Annotated in this window: 17 protein-coding genes; 1 reads left to right on the top strand and 16 read right to left on the bottom strand. The window is 35.5% G+C overall.

What is annotated here, in order from left to right; translation table 11 throughout:
• Nucleotides 1–3: 3 nt before the first annotated feature.
• The 16 genes from H514_RS0101535 to H514_RS0101460 all read right to left on the bottom strand — a co-directional run bounded on the left by H514_RS0101535 (nucleotide 4) and on the right by H514_RS0101460 (nucleotide 23,235).
• A complete protein-coding gene (locus H514_RS0101535; RefSeq protein ID WP_027445359.1) occupies nucleotides 4–1,041 on the bottom strand; it encodes an aldose 1-epimerase family protein in 1,038 nt (345 codons plus the stop codon).
• A 16-nt stretch (nucleotides 1,042–1,057) separates the two neighbouring features.
• Nucleotides 1,058–1,573: a D-lyxose/D-mannose family sugar isomerase gene (locus H514_RS0101530; protein WP_027445358.1), complete on the bottom strand. Its 516-nt coding sequence runs from the start codon at nucleotides 1,571–1,573 to the stop codon at nucleotides 1,058–1,060.
• Nucleotides 1,570–2,784 carry a carbohydrate kinase family protein gene (locus tag H514_RS22240; RefSeq protein WP_051254975.1) on the bottom strand — a complete coding sequence of 405 codons (1,215 nt, stop codon included), beginning with the start codon at nucleotides 2,782–2,784 and terminating at the stop codon, nucleotides 1,570–1,572. Before H514_RS22240 ends, H514_RS0101530 begins: the two co-directional genes overlap by 4 nt.
• Nucleotides 2,785–3,948 (bottom strand): Gfo/Idh/MocA family protein, encoded by a 1,164-nt coding sequence (locus H514_RS0101520; protein WP_027445357.1) that lies wholly within the window; start codon nucleotides 3,946–3,948, stop codon nucleotides 2,785–2,787.
• Nucleotides 3,945–4,787, bottom strand: a complete 843-nt coding sequence (locus H514_RS0101515) for a class I fructose-bisphosphate aldolase (protein ID WP_027445356.1) — start codon at nucleotides 4,785–4,787, stop codon at nucleotides 3,945–3,947. Before H514_RS0101515 ends, H514_RS0101520 begins: the two co-directional genes overlap by 4 nt.
• 31 nt (nucleotides 4,788–4,818) lie before the next feature.
• Entirely contained in the window at nucleotides 4,819–7,941 is a 3,123-nt protein-coding gene (locus H514_RS0101510) for an alpha-mannosidase (RefSeq protein ID WP_027445355.1), read from the bottom strand.
• Nucleotides 7,942–7,987: 46 nt separating this feature from the next.
• Nucleotides 7,988–10,489: a hypothetical protein gene (locus tag H514_RS0101505; RefSeq protein WP_027445354.1), complete on the bottom strand. Its 2,502-nt coding sequence runs from the start codon at nucleotides 10,487–10,489 to the stop codon at nucleotides 7,988–7,990.
• A complete protein-coding gene (locus H514_RS22235; protein ID WP_051254974.1) occupies nucleotides 10,473–12,176 on the bottom strand; it encodes a polysaccharide deacetylase family protein in 1,704 nt (567 codons plus the stop codon). The genes H514_RS0101505 and H514_RS22235 overlap by 17 nt, the downstream gene beginning before the upstream one ends.
• 19 nt (nucleotides 12,177–12,195) lie before the next feature.
• Entirely contained in the window at nucleotides 12,196–13,386 is a 1,191-nt protein-coding gene (locus H514_RS0101495) for a DegT/DnrJ/EryC1/StrS family aminotransferase (RefSeq protein ID WP_027445353.1), read from the bottom strand.
• A gap of 1 nt (nucleotide 13,387) precedes the next feature.
• Nucleotides 13,388–15,898, bottom strand: a complete 2,511-nt coding sequence (locus tag H514_RS22230) for a glycoside hydrolase family 38 N-terminal domain-containing protein (RefSeq protein WP_051254973.1) — start codon at nucleotides 15,896–15,898, stop codon at nucleotides 13,388–13,390.
• Nucleotides 15,899–15,969: 71 nt separating this feature from the next.
• Complete coding sequence (locus H514_RS22225) at nucleotides 15,970–17,607, bottom strand: extracellular solute-binding protein (RefSeq protein WP_051254972.1); 1,638 nt, start codon at nucleotides 17,605–17,607, stop codon at nucleotides 15,970–15,972.
• Between the two features lie 27 nt (nucleotides 17,608–17,634).
• Nucleotides 17,635–18,372: a carbohydrate ABC transporter permease gene (locus H514_RS0101480; protein ID WP_324604025.1), complete on the bottom strand. Its 738-nt coding sequence runs from the start codon at nucleotides 18,370–18,372 to the stop codon at nucleotides 17,635–17,637.
• Between the two features lie 149 nt (nucleotides 18,373–18,521).
• Nucleotides 18,522–19,508, bottom strand: a complete 987-nt coding sequence (locus tag H514_RS0101475) for an ABC transporter permease (protein ID WP_407946848.1) — start codon at nucleotides 19,506–19,508, stop codon at nucleotides 18,522–18,524.
• A 229-nt stretch (nucleotides 19,509–19,737) separates the two neighbouring features.
• A complete protein-coding gene (locus H514_RS0101470; RefSeq protein ID WP_027445350.1) occupies nucleotides 19,738–20,787 on the bottom strand; it encodes a response regulator transcription factor in 1,050 nt (349 codons plus the stop codon).
• Nucleotides 20,788–20,803: 16 nt separating this feature from the next.
• Nucleotides 20,804–22,588 carry a sensor histidine kinase gene (locus tag H514_RS0101465; protein WP_027445349.1) on the bottom strand — a complete coding sequence of 595 codons (1,785 nt, stop codon included), beginning with the start codon at nucleotides 22,586–22,588 and terminating at the stop codon, nucleotides 20,804–20,806.
• On the bottom strand, nucleotides 22,588–23,235 hold the full coding sequence (locus H514_RS0101460) for a YesL family protein (RefSeq protein WP_027445348.1): 648 nt from the start codon (nucleotides 23,233–23,235) through the stop codon (nucleotides 22,588–22,590). Before H514_RS0101460 ends, H514_RS0101465 begins: the two co-directional genes overlap by 1 nt.
• Before the next feature lie 135 nt (nucleotides 23,236–23,370).
• Here H514_RS0101460 and H514_RS22220 point away from each other — a divergent pair, with 135 nt between their 5' ends.
• Nucleotides 23,371–24,120, top strand: coding sequence for a sigma-54 interaction domain-containing protein (locus tag H514_RS22220; RefSeq protein ID WP_051254971.1), 750 nt, complete (start codon nucleotides 23,371–23,373; stop codon nucleotides 24,118–24,120).
• The last annotated feature ends 172 nt before the right edge of the window (nucleotides 24,121–24,292 follow it).

The following is a 24,292-nucleotide window of genomic DNA, read 5'->3' as shown; positions in this document are numbered from 1 at the left end:
TTGTTAGTTAGTATTCAGATTAACCACCAAATAATAATGCTTTTCCTCCCCAGGGGCCAGGTAGGAAAGTGTACCTTTTTCTCTTTCGACAGATCTGCCTTCGACATGACAATTGGAAGGTTCAACCCCCAATACATATATCCCTTCTTGTAACATTTTCCATTGAATTAAATTAGGTAGATTTCTAGTATTCCATGATATTTCAAGTGCTAGATTTCTTTTATCACTTAGGAATACAGGGTTCTCCATAGTCACTTTCGCTTGATCATTCTCATCAACCTTCAAATTCTCATGATAATACACTCTTTCTTCATAATCCTTTTGCGGTATATTCCATTTATCATAATTCTCAATAGCCACATGCTCATTTCTTGCGACAACTTTTTGGGATGGAAAATCCAACTTTGTATCGCTCGTTATAAAAGGAAAACCCAAATTAAAATGATATAAAATCATATGTGGAGCTTCTTCAAATCCAATGTTCTCTACTACGTCATTGATCATTATTCGATTTTCACCTAAATAACATTTTATTTCTCTTCTCAATTGTAAGAATGAACCAAAAATAGATGTTTCTTCCACCACCCCAGATGCTGATATAATATAGTCATCCTCATCCCAATAGGCAGTAGCTGATACATTCTTAGCTGGTGTGTGATGGATTTCCCCATGCAAACCAAGCTGTTCTTCATTATCTTCACAAGGAGATCCAACTTGTAATAAACCACATGTCATTAACATTCCACCAGATGCCGTTTTCAGCCACTCTGTTCCATTGGGTTGGTAAAAAAATGGATTTACTATCCCATTTGGAGATTGCCAAGTTAGCGGTACCCCATTGTATTCAGCGAAGGTAATATCAAACCCAAGTGTAGGAGAAATATGAAAAGTCAAACCTGCACCAGTACGAACTTCTATAATTTCTACACCAGCGGCTTTCCCTTCACTGTAAGTTAACCGTTTAACCCCGCCGATCTGAGCAATATTACCAACCCGTGATAATAGTTCTCTTTTCGTCCATTCCCTACCGAATAATTTCATCTTCACTGCCTACCTTCTAAACTCTCTGTATTGATGGATCTGTAAATATATCAAATTCATCTCTACTCGTACTAGAAAATTCAGATATAATGGCCCCTTCCTCTCCAGCCTGAAACCAATGAAGGGTATCTGGAGGGATTGTAAATTGATCACCCGGATTTAATTCAATTTCATGAAAAACTGTATAATAATCCTCACTACCTTTTGGAATCTTTGCTTGTATCCTTTCGCTACTTTCACCCTCTAAATACAACCAAACCTTACCTGCTCGACAGCGAAATGTCTCCATTTTCCCCTCTTCTTCTCCAACATTAGGATGACTGTGTTCTGGACATGTTTGATTGCTAAATAACACTAATTCCTTGGCACAATACCGATCATTATTTTCATAAACGATTATTTGTAAACCTTGTTTTTCAAGCTGGTTTAACCCAAAATCTACAACTTCTATATGATTTCTTTCATTTTTATTTAAAACAATTCCATTCTGATCAAGTATCTTTATTGTCTTCTTTGCAGCATCTTCTATCATAATTTAGGTCCCCCTTCAGATGGATCAAGTGAGTCATTAGGTCCGTAAAAAATTCCACTCTCAAAATTGAACTTGTCTTTCTTAATAACAGGATTCATTCTACCCCAATCACTAGAAACCCTCTTATCTAACTCTTCCCAGGATGGTATATTACTAGTCGCGTCTACTGCCTCAACACAATATGCCCCAACAGCACATGCATAATTTACAATTTCCTTTAAAGGTAAGCCTTTCAATAGTCCACCTAAAAATCCCGCTATCGTACTATCACCAGCACCTGTAGCACCTACACTTTCTACTTTATAGCAAGGTACCATCATCTCTCTGCCTATCCAATCCTCTACATGAGTAATAGATTTACTAAGGGATGAGAATCGATTTTTTTCGCTTTGGGTTCTAACATATAAACCAGATTCACCTAGTTTTATCACAACAATTGCAACTCCGTAGTTTAATAATTGCTTCGAAAGAGATTCTAATATGTCTTGACCTACAAAATATTGCATAGGTTGACCCATTTCTCTTTCTTTTTTCTTTAAATTTTCCAATAAACAACGATCAATCATAAACAATAATTCCTCAAGACTTGGAAGGAAAATATCAACGTAAGGAAGTACATTTTCCAACAATTCCTTCCAGTCTATTTTCCCTGACTCTGAAGCAGGATCTGGTAAGGCCATATCAAGTGAAGTTGTTATTCCTATTGACTTTAACCTTTTGAAAATAGTAGATAGTTCAACACCATTTCGTTCATACATTCTTTTCATTAAAGGTGGATAACCAAAATGGAATAAGGATACATTTTGCAAATGAGAATCATCAATATCTGAAGAATTAAACGTGTCATTTGCTCCAGCATTATGAAGAAATATACGATCAGTTCCAGGAGGGTTAATGACTACGGTATATGAAGTGCTAGATGACGAATCAATTATCATATGATTACAAAGGCTTTCATCTTCTCTTTTTAGAATGCCTTGTATTTCATTGCCAAACATATCCTGACTAATCTTTCCTAATAGATTTACAGGAAAACCCAATCGATGAAGTGCTAAACCAGTATTTGGGACAGCACCCCCAGTTGTAAATTTAGGAGATTCTACATTATATAATCCTCCTGGACGTAAGATTGTTTGCCCCTTATCTTGTGAGCTAAATTCTGGAATGATATCCAGGCAAATATGACCAGCCACCACCGCCGTTTTATCCAATTAATGCACTACCTCCTTTGTATCCAATAGGATGTTATTTGAGGTTTTATTAGATTCAAGTGCAGCAGTAAAAAGTTTATGGCTTAATTCCGCTTCAGAAGGAGTAGCACAATATAATGGCTGCTTCATGTCATCTTTATGAATGATTTCATCACAAAAAGCTGCCCACATTTGTAAAATCGAATCAGAGAATCCAAATTCAAAAATTCCTCCTGTAATGGTTTGATAGGCAGATTTATATGGTACATCAACGATTTGCCATGCTTGGTCCCCACCTTGAGAGTACGATAAATAGGAGACTTGCTTTGGGTTTTTAGTAGAAAATTCTGCTGAGAACACAGTTCCTCTAACCTTTATAAACCACGTGTTCGCATGCCCAGGTGCAATTCGTTTCATCGATAAAATCATAGGAAACTTCTGACCCTCAGCTTTAACATCACAAGCTAAAATAGCATTATCCCATGTTTCACATGGCACTAAATCCCCTCTCTTATCAGGTCTCTCTGTTACAATATTTGATAGTAAAGCCCGGACACTATTAGGTTTCCAGCCAAAACGAAAAGGTAAATGGACTACATGCAGTCCCAAATCGCCCATACATCCATATTCACCATTTGTTTCGATCTTTCTTTTCCAGTTAATTGCTTTATTAGGATTTAAATCGCTAGAATGATAGAAGCCAGCTTCCACATCTATGATTTTTCCAAAACGATTTTCATTTACCCATTTGATAATTTGATAGGCTCCTGGAAAAAAAGGAAATTCTGAAGAACAGCGAACAATAACTTCTGGATGCATTCGAATTACCTTCATAATTTCTGCATTATCTTCTGAATTCATACCAAATGGTTTCTCACCAAGTAAGTGCTTCCCAGCTTTTATAATGTCTATATAAATATCTTTATGTAAAAAATGGGGAACAGCACAATAAATAGCATCAATTTCTTCTGATTCCAATAGCTCTTTGTAATTTGTTGTTTTGACCTTTAATTTGGGTAGATGGTGATCAAACCAACCTAAAGCTTCTGCATTGGTATCACATACACCTACAATTTCTGGTTTAAAATGAACGTCCTCAAGATGACACCACCTCGAAACTACACTCGCAAATTCTCGCCCCATTAAACCGCAACCAATCACACCAAATCTAATTATTTCACTCATCTACTCCCCCCCTGTAGAATTAAAGCAGCTTCCTCAGGAGCTACATTATTATGAACAATCTCCATAAATGCTTTTGTCATTTGATTTGGATGTTGATGTTGGATAACATTTCGTCCATATACAATCCCAGAAGCTCCCTGGTTCATAAGTGTGTGTGTTCTTGTTAAAATTTCTTCGTCAGAAGCTCTTCCACCTCCACGAGGTAGAACAGGTTTACCTGAAGCAGTCTCTACAACCCGGTGATACTCCTCTAAATGATCACAAGGGTCTGCCTTTATAATATCTGCACCCAGTTCAACACCTTGTCTTACCAGAGGTACAATTTTTTCAATATCTCCATCAACCATGTAGCCCCCACTTATGTCATTGGCTTGCATGACAAGGGGCTCTACCATTAAAGGCATACCATACTTTTCACATTCAGGCTTAAGTTTGCAAATATTCCTAACGCATTGATGATATAACTCTGGCTGATTAGGCAGTAACAATAAATTAACGACTACACAGGCAGCATCTAAAGATATTGCTTGTTTAACAGGGTTTTCGATTAAATGACTAAATAAATGCTTTGGAAGCTCCCGTCCATATACATTGGCAATATCCGTGCGAAGTACCAACGAGGGTTTTTCTTTACCTGGTATGGATTGCAATAACTTCGCCTGCCCAGGACTCAACTGGATGGCATCTGGATTAGCAGAAACGATAGTTCTTATGGCTTTTTCCATATTTTCGATTCCTGTTAAAAATGAATATTCATTAAAAAAACCATGATCAATTGCTACATCAAAGCATTTCCCATCTTCTGAAAATAAACGATTAAACCTCGGTATAATAGACAAAAAATCACTCCAATTGTTTAATTTGATCGTTTTACTTTGTGTTATTAAAATCAATAATAAAAGTTTTTATTTCATAAGGGTTTAGGTTAAATTTCATAACGCTTGAGTTCTGTTTAATACCAACCCCTCTTTCTAACAAATCACATTCCTGCCATGACTTAATATTCAGTTCACTGGTCATTTCAACTTCACCTCTACCACCTGAATAATCATGAAGTCTAATAATAAATTGATTGCTATCCTCTGCTTTTTTCACCGCATCTATCATGATATGTTCCTTTGATACTTGAAATAATGAAAATTGATCCTTCTCGTTTTCCTTTTGCAAATAAGTACATGGGTTATTTAATGACCAGGCTTCTTGTACAGTATTTGCTTCTAGCCAGTCTCCTGCATGAGGATATAAGGCGTATGAAAACACATGTGTACCAATATCAGCATTTGGCTCTGGGTAATTACTTGTTTTGATTAAGGTTAAACGCATCATATTATCTTTAATGTCATGACCATATTTACAGTCATTAAGAAGGCTAACGCCATACCCCATTTCTGATAAATCGGCCCACTGATGGCCCACTGTTTCAAACCTTGCCCAATCCCAGCTTGTATTCCAATGAGTTGGTCGTTTTACATTTCCAAACTGAATGTCATAGGTCGCTTCTGTTGCTCTTACATCAACGGGAAAGGCAACCTTGAGCAATTGTTGTTGTTCATTCCAATCAACGGTTGTATTAAACTCTATTCGTTTGTGATTAGAGTATAAACTCATGTTTTGAGTAATCGTTGAATCAAAATACTTCCACTTAAACTGAATAATAACGGCTAAACTTCCATTATCGATGAGCTTAATTTCATCTAAATCTTGTACTTCACGCATTTTTTCTTGATAAAAGATATCAATGTCCCAGGCATCCCATCTCAGTGGTTTATCCTCAAATACCTGAAAAACGTTCCCTTTTGCATCTTCTGGTAACACTTCTCGATTATTTTCTTTATCAAAAATCTGAACTAAATGCCCATTACGATTCCATTTAATCGTGTAAAAAGGGGTATCTACTCCATCCTCATTGAATGCAAATGGACTTGATTCACTTTTTTGACCTTCATCTTCCTTAAAATTCACAGTTGTATAACCCATAGAAGGGATTGTTACTTTTATCAACCAATTGTTATTACTTTTTTGCGCCTCTAACTCGTTGTTATATATATCAAACCAACTACCGTCATTTATTTCATCACTTATCGGAATCTTTACAATGTCCGTAACTTCCCAAGGCGCACTATTATAGACTGTATAAATTCCCTTTTTACTTTCTTCTAAAAGAGATAACTCTTGTTCTGCGATTTGCTGAGCTTCCTGATACTCTAGTAAGCTATCTTCATAGACCTCTGAAATTGAAGATCCTGGTATAATATCATGAAACTGATTTCTTAAAACGATCTTCCAACCTTTTGCAAGCTGATCATGAGGATACATATCCCAACCACGATTTAAAAGGCTTTCTAAAGCTGTCTTAAACTCGGTTTCCCTATACAACAGTTCAAGCTTACGATTCTTACGTTTGTTTTCAGCTTGACTCGTATAGGTGCCGCGGTGATACTCAAGATACAACTCTCCATCCCAGGTATGAACATATTCCTCTGTTTCATTCACATTTTGGTGAAGCTTTTCAAAGTATTCATCTGCCCTGCTTGTTTTTACATTTGGTAACCCAGGTACTTGATCCAGACGGCGACGCATTTCGAGCATTTCTCTATTTACACCGCCACCCCCATCTCCATAGCCGTAGGAAAGTAATAGCTCATTATTATAGGATTTATTTCTATAAGCATTCCATATACCTTTTACAGTCTCAGGTAAAATATGGCCATTGTAATCATAGCGCCATTCACTGTTGAAATTTACATAAGGTGTGGTTATGAAGTGGGATAGAATTTCTGTGCCATCAATTCCTCTCCACTTAAACGTATCATGGGGCATTCGATTATATTGATTCCAGCTAATCTTTGTGGTTAAGAAGGTGTTAATGCCTGATTTCTTTAATATCTGTGGTAAAGCCCAGCTATATCCAAATACATCTGGAAGCCATAAATATTTAGATTCTGTGCCGAACTCTTCTTTTATAAAACGTGTTCCATAGAGAAGTTGTCTAACGAGCGATTCACCAGATGGAATGTTACAATCTGCCTCAAGCCACATTCCTCCATCCACTTCCCACCGTTTTTCTTTAATTCGTTCCTTCATTTGTTCATAAATTTCTGGATAATCATCTTTGATATATTCATATAGTTGGGGCTGGGTTTGAAGAAAAAGATATTCAGGATATTTTTCCATTAACCTTAATACTGTTGAAAATGATCTGGCTGCTTTCTCTCGGGTGTGTTTTAACCTCCATAACCAGGCAACATCAATATGTGTATGACCTATACAATGAATGGTGACAGAGTGCTCTTTATTTAACTCTTCTAGCTGTTCGTTTAAAATATCTCTAGCTTCTTTAACAGACTCATAAAATAGATCAGTCCCTACATTTGACCAATCGATTGAATGAAAACTCTTATCTAAAATATTTAATAAACTAATTCGCTCAGGTTGATTTTCATCTAATTGATGGAGCGTCATAATAATGGCCTTACTTGTGAAAAATAAGTCATCAACATCCTCATCCAGCCATCCGATCTCAGCCTTTTTAATTTGATGCTCTTGTTCTTTTGGTTCTCCTCCACCTTCTAAACCTGACCATAACCGGAATGTTAAATCTAGTGTTTCTCCATGCAGTTCACCAGGGAAAAACACTTCTTTATGGTTACTATCAACACCTTGGAAAGGCTCACCATTCATGTATAGTAAGGATTCAAAACCAGAGTTATGACCGCCACCGGTTTTACCAAAATTAAAGATTCCGACAACTTGTTTTCCACTCCAATTGTCAGGGAAGGATACTTTGGTTTGTAACCAAGCATATAGGTCTCTTCCTCTCCAATATTCACCAATAGAAATATCAGACCATTCTCCCTCGTTTGGAGGCCTTTCTCCAACCTTCCCCTCTGTATCAAGTTGTATCGCCATAGATGGTATAGTAATAAGATCCCGGTACCTGTATTGTTCCAGTTCATCTATTCGATTCTTTAATTTTTCTTCTTTCCACAGCATATTTGGCTCTCCTTTGATCACTCAAAATATAAAACTATACCTGTTCCTATTGCATGTGGTATGGATCATGAGATAAATGTTCTGCACTTATCGTATGGAATGATTGTCCTTTTAACTTAATATCTAGTTCTTCATTCGATTTCATATGCTTTAACCTAAACGTACATAATTCTTCAGATAAATTTAAAAATGTTAAACGTCCATTTCTACTTTGAATTTCCAATTTTAATGAAGAAAGTTGACTTGATACAATCTTCCATTCACTTTCTGTAAATCCATTTTGTAATCTTGGAAGATAGGCTTGCCATTTGTATTCCTGATCTTGTATCACATTAATTCCTTCATATATACATTGAAAATCATTACTTATCTTAGCCTCAGCAACGATCCAGTTATCTAAAGTATTAAAGTTGTTAAAGACTAAGTATCGACCATGGCTTATCACTTGAACATGACTGTCTGTACAATCAAAAAATGTGGTGTCATTATTTAATGCCTCCGTCTCTTGAAAAGACTTATTCGGCATAGTAACAATAGTAAAAACCGGTAATGAATCACCTTCTGATAAAGATAGGTTTCCAAGATCATTTAAAATTAAAAAGTCTTCTATTCCTTTCCACCTTGCGTACTGATGACGATTTATATATTTAACACCATTAGATCCATTTATGATAAACCCTATTTTATGATCAAGGTTTAAAAATTCTTGAGGTCCCCAATGAAATTCTTGATTGTCTTCTTTACCAATAAAACCTTTGAAGCTATGGTTTTTGTCTGGTAAATAGACAGACCTTTCACCCGGGGCTAAGTGAGGAATAGCTTTATAGTTTTCATTCCTCACTCCAAGGTTTCCTGTGTACGCTTCTTTGATCTCACATTCTTTTAATGCTGTAATTTTCTCTGTGTACACACTATGGCCATTTGGTAAGGAGATAACAGAAAGCTGTTGTTGGATTTCATCGTCCCCACGTGTTATGGTACCTGTGGTTGCAAAGCCCTCATCAAATTTTTGCAAGTGATTCATTTCCATACCACGTATAAATTCCTCATTGGTCAAACCTTTTATCCCCTTAGAGCTTTCAAACTTCATAACCCCTGTATAACTGTTAAATATAGGTGTTATATTCCAATTTCCTTGTTTAGGTAGATTCAGCAGCATTACATTGTTCCGCCAACTAAAGCTAGTAAACGTTTCTGGTGTTCGGTGAATAATAAAATTTCCATGAGGATAACTATAGGTACCCGATAATTTTTGAAGAAGATCTGATTGAGGTGTAGGGTCACTTCCATTTCCCCCAAAGACATGCAATAAATAGGCATTAGCTAAATCAAGAGCAGAACCAGGTTCAAAATCTCTTGATGATTGAGCGTGTTCTGGATTAAATACATGCTCATTTTCTTCTAGTAAACAGCCAATTTGATTACTGTTTTGAATGGCTTCAATAGAGTTAAGACAATTTCTTTCTAGACGTGCTGCGTCCGAATTATTATGAATGACATTAAGCACAGCATGTGTATACTGCCTTTCATGATGCCTGTTATACCACCAATCTTGTCCTTGGATCGGAACAGCCAGACCATCAAACTGGGTCCATAGCTTAACAGTTTTTTCATATAATTTTTCATTATTAAAGATTGCAGCATCATCTATTGGCTGCCCACTCATATGAGCTAATATAGGCTGAGATGCACGAAGATTAATACCAGCACATAGGTAACTAGGATGCACAAAGGCATGATTTTCCGTCGTGTAATCTGGGTGAAAGTTAATGGTCTTAATATCTGTACTTGAACTTTTTTCGATTAGACCAGATTTCGAGGTTAGTCGATCCCAATAAGTTGTAACGGTATTTACAGCCCAATTCTTTGCACCCTTTGCCCAACGTTCATGATGGGGGTGATCCGGAAACATCATAACGGCAGCGTATATTCCTTCTGAGGTCCATGCATCTTCTTCACATTGGGTATCGTAATAACTACCACTTTTAGGATCCATCTCACAAAAACGATCCGAATAATCTTGAACCATGTTTTGTACTAAGATCTTCGTTTCTTTATCGAGGTCTTCCCACAATAACCAGGCAGTTTTTGCAATAGACGCAATGGATCTGCCATTTTGACTCGCCATAAAGAAATGGTCACCTTTTCCTCCCCATTTCTTTTCGCTTGTATATTTATTTGGTCCTTTTACTCGAACACAATCTTCAGGACCCGTATCATGGGTAAAGCCCATATATCGTAGAGATTGGATTGCTTTCTGCTTTGCATCTTCGCGACTTATTTGAGTTATTTCCTCGTCAAACTCCCCTAATTTTGCAACAATAGCAAAAACCAATGCTGTCGAAGAGGTCTCAGAACTATACCAAAAGTTACCCCCAAAAAAATAGCCACAATTCGGTCGGCCAGTCCATTCACTAAACTCATCTTTAGCATATGAAACCCATCGCGACAGGATTTTATAAAACCTTGTTGAAAGTTCTCCCTCCTTGGCTTTCTCCCAATGGAGTTGAGAAATCTTCCATACTTCATTTTCATATGTTGACTTCATCTTTTTTCACCTCATCTGGCTGACATACTATTTTTCGACAAGAGATCCCGAATACAGATTCATCCTTGTTTTCAGTATATTTAGTAGGTACATATACGATAAAGTTCTTTATACCTTCATTAGCTTTATATTGAATGTGGTTAAGGTCATTGATTTCATTAATAAAAACGGTCCTCTTTAAACGCTCCCATTCATTTAACTCTTTACCAGTCCAAAATGTAAATCCTCTACTTTTTGCTTTACTCACAAACTCTCTAAATGCATTACGGACTTTACTATTTCGATGAATATGAATTTGATGAAATAAGAAATGAGCTACCCCTTGTACATTCATTACTTCATCTAGTATAGGGTTAATAATTGAGGTATCTCCCCATTTTCCTGTCTCTAGATCAGGTGTAAGGAAAACAGCTTCTAATACATCATACATACGGTTTCTATCCGTCCCCCATGCTATAGGGAAGTAAGGGTGACATGTACCAAATAAAAAGCCTAGATTTCCTTTTTTACTAGGTCCATAGGTTTGATCAGACTGAATACCCGTTTCTTCACACCATTCAAATAATTCCCCCCAGCCTTCGTATCTAGTTAAATGGTTTTTATTTGATAGAATAGGGATTTGGCCAATATTCTCCTTTATCTCTGTGAATTGTTCATGGAAGGCTTCTCTACTCCAAACCCCTTCATCTACATGTACTGCGTTATAATGGAAGGCTAATTCATGCCCCTCCTCTTTGACACGGTTATAGATTTCTTTACTATATCCAGGCAGGATCATACACCAAGTTGATTTAATTCCCGTTTCATTTAAAAGATCCAAAGTAGTTTCAGCATGTTCATCTTGATTATAGTCACTGTCATGCGACATCAAGGCTACACTTTTCACCTGATCAGGCCAATACCCTACAAAAGGTACGGTTAAGTCCTTATCTAAGGCTAGGTTAATTAAGTAATTGAATAATACCTCACGCCATAAATCTGCATAAGGATAGGCAAAATAAGATTGATTGGTCTCCGTGGTTTTCCGGTCCTCATCCCAATCCATTGCGTACATATCGTCAACCTTCAAAACATTATCTACAATTTCAGCACTGTTATCTGGTGCAGGAACACCATCATGAAAAAGAGGCTCTTTTCCTTGTTGAAGATTGACGATTGTTTTCATAATGTCAACAGAACAACGATGGAATTTGCCCTCTCCTATTGGGAGTTGTTGAAATAGTGGAGTGTTAAAAGAAGGTTGAGTACCTTTCTCGTAAACTACTCCTTTATGAACGTAGTCTCCATTATTATGAATAGAATTCCAGGGGGAAGCATTTAAAAATCTTAGTTTTGTATATTTTTCATGGTCATATTGGGCATAGCCTTCATTAATTTCTTTACCCGTTTTATAGCCTAACCTTGGTGCCAGCTGATTTAAGTTTGCTAATGCTAAAACTGTGCCTCCATCTGTCATGTATTGCAGTATTTTTTCTCCTTCATCTTTTGTCTCAGGTGAAAATCCAGCAATCACAATATCGAAATCATTTGTTTTAACCTCATCAATATCCTTTATAGTCTGATAGGGAACACGTAATCTTCCTAATACTTCATGTAAAAATAAAGCGAATACATTTTGCCCATATTCCCAATAGCGCTTAGATAATCGATCATCTATGTAAACACCAATTTTTGCAATTTGATTCATTCCATCACCCTCCATTACATTAATAGGAGCTCATGACTTTTCTAATCGCCTTAGCAATATCTTCCATATCCTTTTCATCCCCAAGTAATATTCTTTGTTGTAGCCATATAACTTGATCATTGCTTGCACGTTCACTTATTGGACAAGAGTATGTCCTTTCTTCTCCGAGCCATTTCGCTGTTTCTTGAATGACCGCTTCATTTTGATTTAAAGATACATAGCCGGATATAACCGGGATTCCTTCTCCATTTACTCTTTCAATAAATTCATTTTTCTTTACTTGGTTGACTGCCTCATTACTTAATCGGAACATATACATATGGTAGGCATGTCGATTTACTCTTGGATCTCGAGGTAACGGCTCAATTCCATCAATATCATTTAACAGTTGATCTAAAAAATACGCATTTCTTTCACGTTTTTGAAACTGCTCTTCTAATCTAGTTAATTGGCCTAAAATAATAGCTGCTTGAAACTCTGTCATCCTTAAATTCCAGCCAATTCTCTCATGCTGGTACCAGGCACCTTTTTTATTCCTGCCTACATTTGAAAGGGACCATGCCGTTTCAGCAAATTGTTGATTATTGGTTAGGATCATTCCACCTTCTCCGGATGTAATATTTTTACCTGACTGAAAACTAAAAGATCCCAAATCACCTAAAGCACCAACTCGTTTATTCTCCCACTCTGTTCCTACCGCTTGAGCAGCATCTTCTATGACAACTAAATTATGCTTTTTAGCAATTTGATTAATTTCAGGCATATTACATGACGCACCTGCAATATGCACAGGAATGATCGCTTTCGTTCTCTCAGTTATAGCATCCTCAATTTTATTAGGATCAATCACAAGACTTTCTTCCTCTACATCAACGAACACGGGTATTGCCCCAAACATTAATGCTGCAGTAGCTGTGGCTATAAATGTATAGGGAGGCATAATAACTTCATCACCAGGCTGAACACCTGCAGCTTGAAGGGCAACAGTGATACCAAGAGTGCCATTCACAACAGAAATGGCATAATTGGAATGATGCATTTTCGCAAATTTCCCCTCTAAATCAGGGAGCTTATTTCGGTTGCTCCCTCCCCATTTTCTCGAATGTAACACCTCAACGATTAATTCTTCTTCCTCTTTACCGAAAATAGGCCATTCAGGGAAGGGGGCTTTTCTTACTGGTGTACCTCCATCAATAGCAAGCTTTACCATATTAATCCTCCATAACTGTATTGGCATGAGCCATTATAGGTTTTTCTAATAAATCTGTTTCTATTAAACATTCATCCTTAGTATCTAGTAAAAATGTTTTTATTTCATAAGGCTTTAATTTAACGGTTTCTTTTACATCTAAAAATGGTAAAGATACAGTTACCTTTCGGCTCTCTCCGGTAGTTTCAAACAATCTAATTATAAAATCATCTGTAGATTCTGCTTGTTTAATTACAGAGAGTTCTACAGAATGATCACTTAATTCTATTAAGCCATTAGTCTTATCCCCTTCACCTGAAGGAAAATAGGATAAGGCATAAGGTTTTTCATTATGGATTAAGGCTTCATGATTAACCTTCTCCATACGCTCATTTAGTTTTGAAGCATTAAACCAAAACTTAAAATGTCTTTCCCCTTGATCTAATCGATTAGAAAATCTATCTTGAGGAATGACCGTATTTTTATCTCCACCAATAAGTGAAGAGTAACCTGCTGAACGAAGTAAGGATAATCTGACCTCTCCATTATTCACATCTGATCCGTACACCCCATCATTTATACAAGAAAAAGCTAATTGTTCGCTTTCATTTACAATACAGTTCCATTTCTGAGAAACGACTTCTCTATGATTTTGTTCCAATTCATCAGAACCATAAGCGACCTGCCCAAAATACTTTCCTTCTTCAAATAAAGTTGGTACAGAAAGCTTTAACATTTTACCTTTTTCTAGCCAATGAGTAATCAATTCTACTTCTATTTCTGCCCCTTTTTTTGGAAGCTTGAATCGTTGGCAAATAGTTGAGTTTCCGTATTCAAACATTACTTCAATAATGGACCTTACTTCTCCATCTTCAATAACACGAACAGGTGCTAACGTACTTGCCTGGACACCCGACATTTTAGCTGATTGAGCTGGACTCATTAATTTAAATTTTCCCACTTTGGATGGAAAGCTTTTTACTTGTGAGCCCCATGAATCTTCATTATCATCAACCACAATAGGTAAAAATGAAGCTTCTTTCAGGTAATCTATACCGTTTACTGCATACTTATCGATTAATCCAGTACGACAATTTATGATGATATGAAGCTCCTCTGTTTGAAATTCAATAAAATCATTTTCCTTCATGAGTGTTGGTTTAGGCTTTTCTTCAAGCAGATTAACTGTACAATCAAATCGATTCATTTGGGATGGATCAAGTTCAGCAACAAAGGATACTTTTTTTCTCCAATCGATATATAAGTTACTTTCTTCTTGTTCCACCTGCGAAAGAATTTGTACTCCATCTTTAAAAATAACTGGCTGTGTGAATTTATCTTTCGATGACTTTGGTAATTGAAACTCACACTCGATGATTGTTTTTATTTTATATGGATGAGGATTGTAAACAAATATAGGTAATTCATCTTCATTAGGTTTATCCTCACCACTTGTCAGTGCAAAAAACGCTTTTAACTTTTCCCTTGAAAGGGTCTCAAGACCATGATCCATTAATCTGAGTGAGCTATCTTCTACTGCCTTTATAGAAGTTCCCGCTAAGATATCGTGAAACTGAGCAGTTAATAAATCTTTTACTGCCTGATTAATGTTTTCCTTCGGGTATTCAATTAAACCTTGTAATGAAGCTGACGAACACATTTTTTCAACCATATAAATTTCGTTTTCTAATTGGCGATGCTTCTGTTTTATTAAAATTTGGGAGGTATAACACCCTGGCGCCCAAGGATTTAAATCGTTTTGATATGTAGGAAGATTTTCTAACCTTTTTAACTCGGAGAAATATTCTTCAGGTGTAGAATGAACAATATCGAATTCTTCCCAACTTGCTTGTAATTCTGTTAGATTGTCTAAGTCGATCTTAGAGGGACCTCCTCCATGATTCCCTATCCCCCATAACACTAGGCCAACTTCTTTATCTGGATATTCCTCCATCCACTTTCCGACTTTTGAATGCGCTTTACCTTTACCTGATAAATAAGCGTTGAATGCGCGATGCCCCATTACACTTGATCCATCATACCCTTCCCAAATAAAATCGTTTGATGGTAAAGGGCAGTCATTTTGATCAGGACGGCAAAATATATAAGAGTCGTACCCGGATTTTGCTAATATTTGAACCAACCCTTTTGTATGTCCAAAGGAATCAAAATTAATGGCAGTGGTTGGTTGCTTATCAAACTTTTCTTTAAAATAATTTCTTCCATGTAATATTTGTCTTAAAAACGATTCACCGCTAGGCAAATTACAATCTGGTTGCAGATACCAACCACCCATAATATTCCATTTACCTTCTTTTACAAGATTTTGGATCCTTTTATACAATTTAGGATCGAACTGTTCTATCCATTCATATAAAATAACTTCATTATGATTAAAAACAAAACCATCGTATTGTTCACAAAAATTAGCAGCTATTCTAAATGTAGAAAGGGCTTCTCCTGCCCCTTCTTCTAGTTCCCATAACCATGCTGGATCTAAATGAGCATTACATAACAAATGTAATTTCTTCACAATTATTCTCCTTACTAGCTATATGGAAAATACCCCTCAGATGAGTACCATCTGAGGGATTTTCACATTTTTTATTTTTTGTTCTTGTTATACCAATCGGTTGCTTCTTCGATAAGTTTCTGACCACCACGATCCTTCCACTGTTCAACAAAATCGTCAAATTTATCTGCAGATTCTTTACCTGTTACAACTTTTGCTGCAAACTCTAACCATAAACCATCATATGCAAGCTCTGGACGTGCCTTAAGGGTTGGCATCGGAGGCATATCTGCTCCATCATCTACAAAACCTTCATTATCAGCAACCTGAAGTGAATTATAAATTAACTCGCCATGAGGTTTATTTTTAACAAATTCCTCATTAGTTAAGAACTCCTTCGGTCCCGTGAAATGAATCCACTGCTGATACATAAATTGTTGTCCAATCCCCTCATTGGTAGTAGGGTATTCATACTCAACTGAGTTATTTTCCACAGTATGATCTTTTCCTTCTATACCATATAAGAAGAATTTATCTGCTTTTTCGTTACCTTTTGCATAGAACCAATCCAAAAACTTAATAATTTCTTCTGGGTTTTTAGCACCCTTTGGAATTGTCCACACAAAGTCAGACACACTAGAGCCTAACGGGTAAATTCCTCCTGGCTCTCCTCCAGGAATTACTGGGGACGGTACAATAACAATTTCAGCATCTGGATTACTTGCCTGGATTCTCTGTATCCATGAATCAGGTGCCGCTGAAGAGTGTGCCCACATTCCAACCTGTGTAGCTCCTATAATTTTAGAATCCCAATCTTTACCTGATTGAACTAAGAACTCATTGTCTAATAATTTCTCTTCATAAAGAGTTTGATAGACTTTTAAAGCTTCTTTCATTTCAGGTTTTATAAAGTTAGGTAATAACTTTCCATCTTCATATGACCATGAGCTTGGTTGCACTCCATAAGCACTAAAAAATGCATGGCCGAAAGAAAAGTTCTTTCGTGCAGAGAACGGTATTTCATCTTGTAATCCATTTCCATTTGGATCTTGTGTTTTAAATGCTCGTAAAACTTCAATATACTCATCAACTGTTTTTGGAATTTCTAAATTAAGCTTATCTAGCCAATCTTTCCTCATATAAGTAACACAACAATTTCGAATAGGGTTTTCTTGCGGAATACCATAAATTTTCCCATCTTTACTAACCCTTGCGTTATCCCAAGACTCCTCAGGAACATATTTCAGTAGATTCTTCCCATGTTTCTCAAGTAAATCATTTAATGGCATAAACACACCCGCATCTACTGCAGGAGCTATTTCAGGACGGTTAATACCCTTTGTTTGTAATAAGTCAGGGAGTTCTCCGCCAGCAAGTAATAATTGAATATTTTGATCATAATTTTCATGAGGAAGTACCTCTAGTTCTAAATTGACATTAGCAAGTTCCTCTAGCTGCTTCACATATTGATCGTTGTTAATATCATTATGACCTTCTATATATTGAAGTCCGCCAGTTTCAAGAGCAACATTTATAGTTGGTGTCTTAGCTGCTGAATCATCGTTAGATTTTTCATTTGATTCTTCATTACTTTGATTTGTTTCAGATGATGCTTCATCACTTTGATTTGTTTCAGAAGATGTTTCATCACTAGTTGATTTACAACCTGTTAATACTCCAAATAAAGCTAATAAAAACACTAGACAGATAAACATAAAATTTCTTTTCATTTGGTTTCCCCCTCAAATTTTTTATATTTACCCTTTAATAGACCCAAGCATTGCACCTTTCATGAAATGCTTTTGAATAAAAGGATAGATAACTAAAATAGGTACTGTAGCAAAAATAATTGAAGCCATTTTGATTCCCTCTATAGATTGAACAGTTAAAGCAGCCGTTTGAATCATTTGTTCTGCATCACTTTCCACAATCAACTGTCGTAACTTTACTTGTAATGGAAAGAGACTTTGATCACGTATAAATAACAATGCCTGAAAGTATCCATTCCAATGAGCAACTGCATAGAATAAACCAATTGTACTTAGTGAGGGCATGGACAACGGAATGACTATACTCCACAGTGTTCGATATTCTCCACAACCATCAATTTTTGCGCAATCAAAAAGGTCCTGAGGTATATTTTGGAAAAATGAAATCATGATTATTAAGTTAAATGCACTTATTAGACCCGGTATCATCAGAGCCCATAAGGTGTTAAGCATCCCTAAAGATTTAACCACTAAATAAGAAGGAATAAGTGGTGCTGAAAATATCATTGTAAAAAGCACCATAATTATAATAATCTTTCTTCCTTTTAAATTTGATTTAGAGAGTCCATACGCCATTAATGAGGTGAAAAATAAATTTAAAAAAGTCCCCATAACAGTGATGTAGACTGTCACACCAAAAGATCGCCAAATATTTTTATCAAATAGGACAGCCCGATAATTATCAAAGGTGAATTCAACAGGCCATAAGGAAACTCTACCTTGCATAATGGCATTTCCTGAGCTAAAAGACCCTGCAATTATGTGAAAAAAGGGAAGTAACATCGAAATGCTAAGTATTGTAAGAAAAACATAATTAAACTTTGCAAATGATCTCTGTCTGAAGGACTGCTTAATCATAAGATAACTCCTTTCGCTTAATAAACAGAATTACCTGTGATTTTTTTACTTAATTTGTTTGCACCAACAAGCAATATGAACCCAACCACAGATTTAAACAACCCAATAGCAGTCGTATAACTATATTGTCCTCCTAACAATCCAACGCGATAAATATATGTGTCAAACACTTCCCCAGTATCACGTACTAATGGATTCAGTAGCATATAAATTTGTTCGAAACCTAAATCTAAAATGTTTCCAATTTTAAGTAATAGTAGAACCATAATTGTGGGAAGAATGCTAGGAATTGTAATACTAATCGCTTGTCTTAACTTCCCCGCTCCATCCACTTCAGCAGCTTCATAAAGTTCAGGGTTTATACCCGCAATTGCAGCTAAGTAAATGATTGTTCCCCAACCAACTTCCTTCCATATAGCTGAAGAAACTATTATGCCTCGGAAATATTCTGGCTCTTGAACGAAGAAGATAGGAGCGCCTCCAAAGTATTTAATTACTTCGTTTACTAAACCCGTAGAAGGAGATAAGAAGCTAATTACTAATCCCCCAACAATTACCCAAGACAAAAAGTGGGGTAAATATAAAACCGTTTGAATTGTGCGTTTAAACATCATTTTTCTTACTTCATTCAATAATAATGCTAAAATTATTGGTGCCGGAAAACCAAGGATAAGTTGGTACAAACTGATTAAAATCGTGTTATTAAGAACTTGATAAAACTCTGGATATTCAAACAAATTTTTGAAATGTTTAAAACCTACCCAAGGACTATCAAAAACACCATTAAAAACGTTGTAATCTTGAAAGGCAATTACAATTCCACCAAGAGGTATGTATTTGAATATAATAAAATATAAAATTCCTGGTATAAGCATGGAGTAGATTTGCCAATGTTTTATAAAATAATTTTTCTTCTTACCTTTAACAGGCTGTATTACTTTTTTATTTGATCCGAAAAACTCTGGACTAGGTGCTGCTTGTTCTTTCTTTTGATCTTCTAACATTACGAACCTCCTGTCCCTTCTGCTATGTTATATAAACTGTAATTGAAATCGCTTTCATTTTCCATGTAATTTCTTGTGATTTGTTGTGAATTTTCTACGTTTTTTAATTATTCTGAATTTTAATTTAATAAATTTATATCATTTAACACAAAAAGACCCCAGTTTTTAAATGTTCAATGAAATCTCTCACCTCAAATTAAAAACAGGAGTTCCTATAGATACTCTAAGATTATAAGTTATTCAACAATTTTCTATATGAATTCGGAGAAACTTGATAAAGCTTCTTAAATGTTTTTGCAAAATGTGGATAATCATTATACCCAACCATTTCAGCAACTTCATACGTTTTTAAAGTGACATCTTCCAATAAATCCTTCGCCTTTTCCATTCTAAGTTGTGTCAAATACTGAATGAAACTAATTCCCTTTTCCTCTTTAAATTGCCGACTAAAATAGGTTGGAGACATATCAATTTCCCTTGAGACCACTTGTAAATTTAACTCCGGATCGGAGTATTGGTTATCAATAAACTTTAAAGCCGAATTAACTTTAGAATATTTACTCCAATCTCGAGATTCTTGTATGAATTCTATAATTTCATTAAATATATTAATAATAAATGAAACTATTTCACTATCCGGTATATCTTTAACATTTAACCTGTTAAGGACGGGCTTGTCCCCAATTTTTTCAATCAAACCATTTCTTATTAATGCAAGCATATCAATATAAAACTGTCTTAAAACAGGCAGATCTAAATCATTATTAAGGAGGGAGTTATGTACATTAGTTAGGTAGGATTTAATATCAATGATCCTCCCCTTCCAAATGTATTCAACCATCTCCTCACTATAAATTTTACAGTCCCAGAGCCACTTTCTATTCTCGGGTTTATATCTATCTCTATTCTGTAATTTTTCTTCCACTCTTTCCATTGTTAGGTATAATTCTTGTGGCTTTACTGGTTTGAGCAAGTAATCAACTGCATTATAGTGAATAGCTTGTTTAGCATAATCAAATTCGTTATAGCCTGAAACGACAACAATATGGGTTCCTTTATTCAGCTTATGTATTTCTCTTATTAATTCTATACCATCCATTTCAGGCATTCGTATATCAGTAATAATGAGGTCCGGATCAGAATTTAATGTTAATTCTAGTGCTTCTTGCCCGTCTTCAGCTTCACCAATAATTTCAAAATGAGAAAACTTCTTTTCAATCAACTTTGCTATACTTTTCTTAATAATTGGCTCATCATCTACAAGAATGGTACGATACATAAAACTTTCCCTCCCCTTATTCTTCCATTGGTAACTCTATTTGTATCGTTGTCCCACTTTCATCTGTCCGAACAATCTTTAAGCCATATTGATCACCAAACGTTAAGCGTATTCTTGAGTGCACATTCCATAGCCCAATCCGTTTAATATCATTTTTTTCTACCTCATCGACTAAACCAAGGTTTCCCTTAATGGAAAAAGCTGACTCATATTTATTTTTTATATCTGCTGTCATCCCCCTCCCATTATCTCTAATATTTAAGTAATAATTTCTATTTTTAACAAAACCTTTAACTTCTAAATAACTAGGTTTCAATTTATGATTTTCATAACCATGCTCAAATGCATTCTCAATTAGTGGTTGTAAAATGATTCGTACTGCTTTTACTTTCTTTAGTATTTCTACGTCATAATCCATATCTACTTTTAAGCCAGGATATCTTTCTTGTTGAATGTCCATGTAAGCTTTCGCTTGTTGCATTTCTTCATATAAGGTAACGAATTGAGATTGGTTTGATATATTATAACGAAACAAATCTGCTAATGAGGTAGCCATTCTACTTATCGTCGAGTTATCATCCATAATTGCATGGGAGTTAATGAGCTCCAGGGTATTATATAAAAAATGGGGGTTTATTTGAGATTGCATAGCTTTTAAAGTAGAATCTCTTTGCTTTATTTCCATTTCTTTTTGTTTTATTTCGGAACGATGAGCGACATCAACCAGTTGTTGTAACTTTTGAACCATCTTATTGAAACTTCGATTTACTTCACCTATTTCATCTTCTCTTTTTTCAAGGGATCTTTTTGTGAAATCTCCCTCTTCTGCTTTTTTCATTAACTTTTTTAGATTTGTTAAAGATTTTGTTAATGACAACGAAAATCCACCAACAAGTAATAATGCTGTAGTGATTAATATGATTCCGATCGTAATAGAATACCCCCTTATAGAACCCAGTTCTCCTATTAATTCTTTTAAAGGGACCTCTGCTACTATAATCAAGTTCGTTAAAGGTGATTGATGGTATGTAATCAATGTTTTTTCACCTTCTATGTCTTCAATGTAAGTACCTTTACTATAGGTGAAAATTCTTTCTGAATCTTTTCCACTTACTTTCTTTCCGATCTTCTCCTCGGTTGGATGGTAAAGAATCCTTCCCTCTTCGTCTGTAATCCATATAAAACCCGTTTTTCCTAAACGAGTTTGTTCACTTATTTCTTTTAATACCTTCATTTTTAAGTCAATGATTAACATAGCATTGGTACTGTATGTTTTAGAATCCAAAAAGGAGCGAGTCAGGGTTATAACTGGAATGGAATCAATATTATCAGTATGTACTTCCCTCAGACTAAAGCCTCGTATTTGTGGTGAATCCTCGTTTGAATATCGTTTAAACTTTTCTGCAGTAAACCTTGATGTAGCTACTCCATTTTCTGAAGCAACATTAAAGGAATAAATATCCCCTCTTCCATATAGTTCAGGCGAAATTTCTTCTTCGATTCTTTTTGATAATATAAAACTCTGAAATTTATCATCAGGGCCTAATAGAATAAAATCTTGGATAACTGGATGTGTTACTACAGGAAAGGTTAGACGTTCAAGATTCCCAAAGTAATATTCCAAATAATGATTTTGTTGTTGAACTAATTGTTCACTATAGTTTTTAGCTGTCTTTTCAATTAACTTGGTAGACTGGCTATACCAAAGAAATCCGAAAAAGAGGAACGGAAAAAAAATAAAGAAAACTACTAATAGAAAAAGCTTCGACTTAATGGACAATCTTCTTAACTTTTTAATCATTATAAATTCCTCAATAATTGCTTCGATTGTGCTCTTTTCTCTTCTAACTTTCTGAACCCTTGAAAGGCGAAAACACTTATTATAAATGCAGGTAAGCTAATAAAAAAGAATGGGAGTAAACCAGGTAAAAATGTAAAGAGTAGATTAGAACCTAAAATACCTAATAAAATAATTAGTGTTTGAAATGGTGCGAAAAACGGAAATAAAGATGAATACTTGATATAGTCAAAGAACCTCATATTATAATGAGTAAACATTGGTCCTACATATATTATGGATAAACCGCACCAAAAAGTAAGTATGTAGAATACAATAGCAATATATTGATATATAATATGGTTATATTGAATAAACAAATTTGCATCGAAGTAAAAAATAAACCCTATTGCGATAAAGATAATAAACAACATATTACCTGTTAGAAAATATTTTTTATAATGCACCTTAAAAACATTAAAAACCTTTATTTCCTCTTCCCTATTAAGCATTTTCCGGATAATAACAAACACGGAAATAGTAGAGGGGCCCATACCAAATAATATTAAGCCTATGATTGTAAATAGGATCCAAAGTAAATTCAGATATGCTAAACGCATAATCCAAATAGAAATACGGTTAAATACACCTAAAAAACCATGAAATTGCATGTAATCCCCCTCGTGTTTAAAATTTTTAAAAATTCTGTATTTTATTCTATTATACATAATTACTTTTTGGATGAAAAAGTAAATTTACAAAATTGAATGGAATATCTTCAATGAACTTTACTTCAAGGCACAAATTTGGCTTCCAATTTAATCGAAGCTGAATTATTCGGCTATGAACCAGGAGCATTTACCGGTGCTCTTACTAAAGGCAAAAAAGGACTTTTAGAGGTTGCTGATCAGGGCACGTTATTTCTAGACGAAATTGGAGACTTGCCTTTGGAGCTCCAGGTCAAACTATTAAAAGTCATTGAGGATCAAGCCTTTTACCCTGTTGGTTCATCAAAACTAAAACATATTGATGTCAGAATCATTGCAGCGTCTCACAAGAATCTGAAGAACCTAGTTGAAAAAGGAGACTTCCGTGAAGACCTATACTATCGACTAAATGTCGTACCGATTCGCATCCCTCCACTACGTGAGCGAACAAAAGAAATTCATGCGATGACGCAGCATTTCTTGCAAGAATATAATTCAACCTATGGATTCAACAAAACCATTACGCTTGATGCCCTAGATGCTTTATATGACTATGAATGGCCTGGGAACATCCGTGAGTTGAAAAACTTGATTGAGCAGTTAGTCGTGATCACACCTGAGGATCAAATTACACGCGAAGACCTCCCCGAGGAACTTATCCAAAGTCGGGACGACGCCAAACGAAAAGACGATCAAGAAATCATCCCTCTTAAACAAGCAATTGAACAAGTCGAACGAGAAATGATCACAAAAGCAATGCGAAAATATAAAACCACAAGAAAAGTAGCGGAAGTTTTAGAAGTAAGCCAATCAACGATCGTACAGAAAATGAAAAAATGGGAAGGGTGATTAGAATTTAAATCACCCTTCCCATTTTCGATTGATTTCCTGTTCAAAATTTCGAAACTTTTATGGCAACGTTTTCACTCCGAACCGCCTCGTTGTCGTTATTTTCAGAAATTCACCGTTTTGGCATGAATTTTGCATATTTAAAAGTAAACGAGAAAGGAGTACCAAACAA

Source organism: Pontibacillus marinus BH030004 = DSM 16465, from assembly GCF_000425225.1.
Lineage (GTDB): Bacteria > Bacillota > Bacilli > Bacillales > BH030062 > Pontibacillus > Pontibacillus marinus.
This window is presented reverse-complemented; position numbering and strand designations above follow the sequence as displayed.

Coding starts and splice junctions, on each gene's coding strand:
- H514_RS0101535 (WP_027445359.1), bottom strand. CDS start 1,041: ATGAAATTATTCGGTAGGGAATGGACGAAAAGAGAACTATTATCACGG.
- H514_RS0101530 (WP_027445358.1), bottom strand. CDS start 1,573: ATGATAGAAGATGCTGCAAAGAAGACAATAAAGATACTTGATCAGAAT.
- H514_RS0101520 (WP_027445357.1), bottom strand. CDS start 3,948: ATGAGTGAAATAATTAGATTTGGTGTGATTGGTTGCGGTTTAATGGGG.
- H514_RS0101510 (WP_027445355.1), bottom strand. CDS start 7,941: ATGCTGTGGAAAGAAGAAAAATTAAAGAATCGAATAGATGAACTGGAA.
- H514_RS0101505 (WP_027445354.1), bottom strand. CDS start 10,489: ATGAAGTCAACATATGAAAATGAAGTATGGAAGATTTCTCAACTCCAT.
- H514_RS22235 (WP_051254974.1), bottom strand. CDS start 12,176: ATGAATCAAATTGCAAAAATTGGTGTTTACATAGATGATCGATTATCT.
- H514_RS0101495 (WP_027445353.1), bottom strand. CDS start 13,386: ATGGTAAAGCTTGCTATTGATGGAGGTACACCAGTAAGAAAAGCCCCC.
- H514_RS22225 (WP_051254972.1), bottom strand. CDS start 17,607: ATGAAAAGAAATTTTATGTTTATCTGTCTAGTGTTTTTATTAGCTTTA.
- H514_RS0101480 (WP_324604025.1), bottom strand. CDS start 18,372: ATGCAAGGTAGAGTTTCCTTATGGCCTGTTGAATTCACCTTTGATAAT.
- H514_RS0101475 (WP_407946848.1), bottom strand. CDS start 19,508: ATGTTAGAAGATCAAAAGAAAGAACAAGCAGCACCTAGTCCAGAGTTT.
- H514_RS0101470 (WP_027445350.1), bottom strand. CDS start 20,787: ATGTATCGTACCATTCTTGTAGATGATGAGCCAATTATTAAGAAAAGT.
- H514_RS0101465 (WP_027445349.1), bottom strand. CDS start 22,588: ATGATTAAAAAGTTAAGAAGATTGTCCATTAAGTCGAAGCTTTTTCTA.
- H514_RS0101460 (WP_027445348.1), bottom strand. CDS start 23,235: ATGCAATTTCATGGTTTTTTAGGTGTATTTAACCGTATTTCTATTTGG.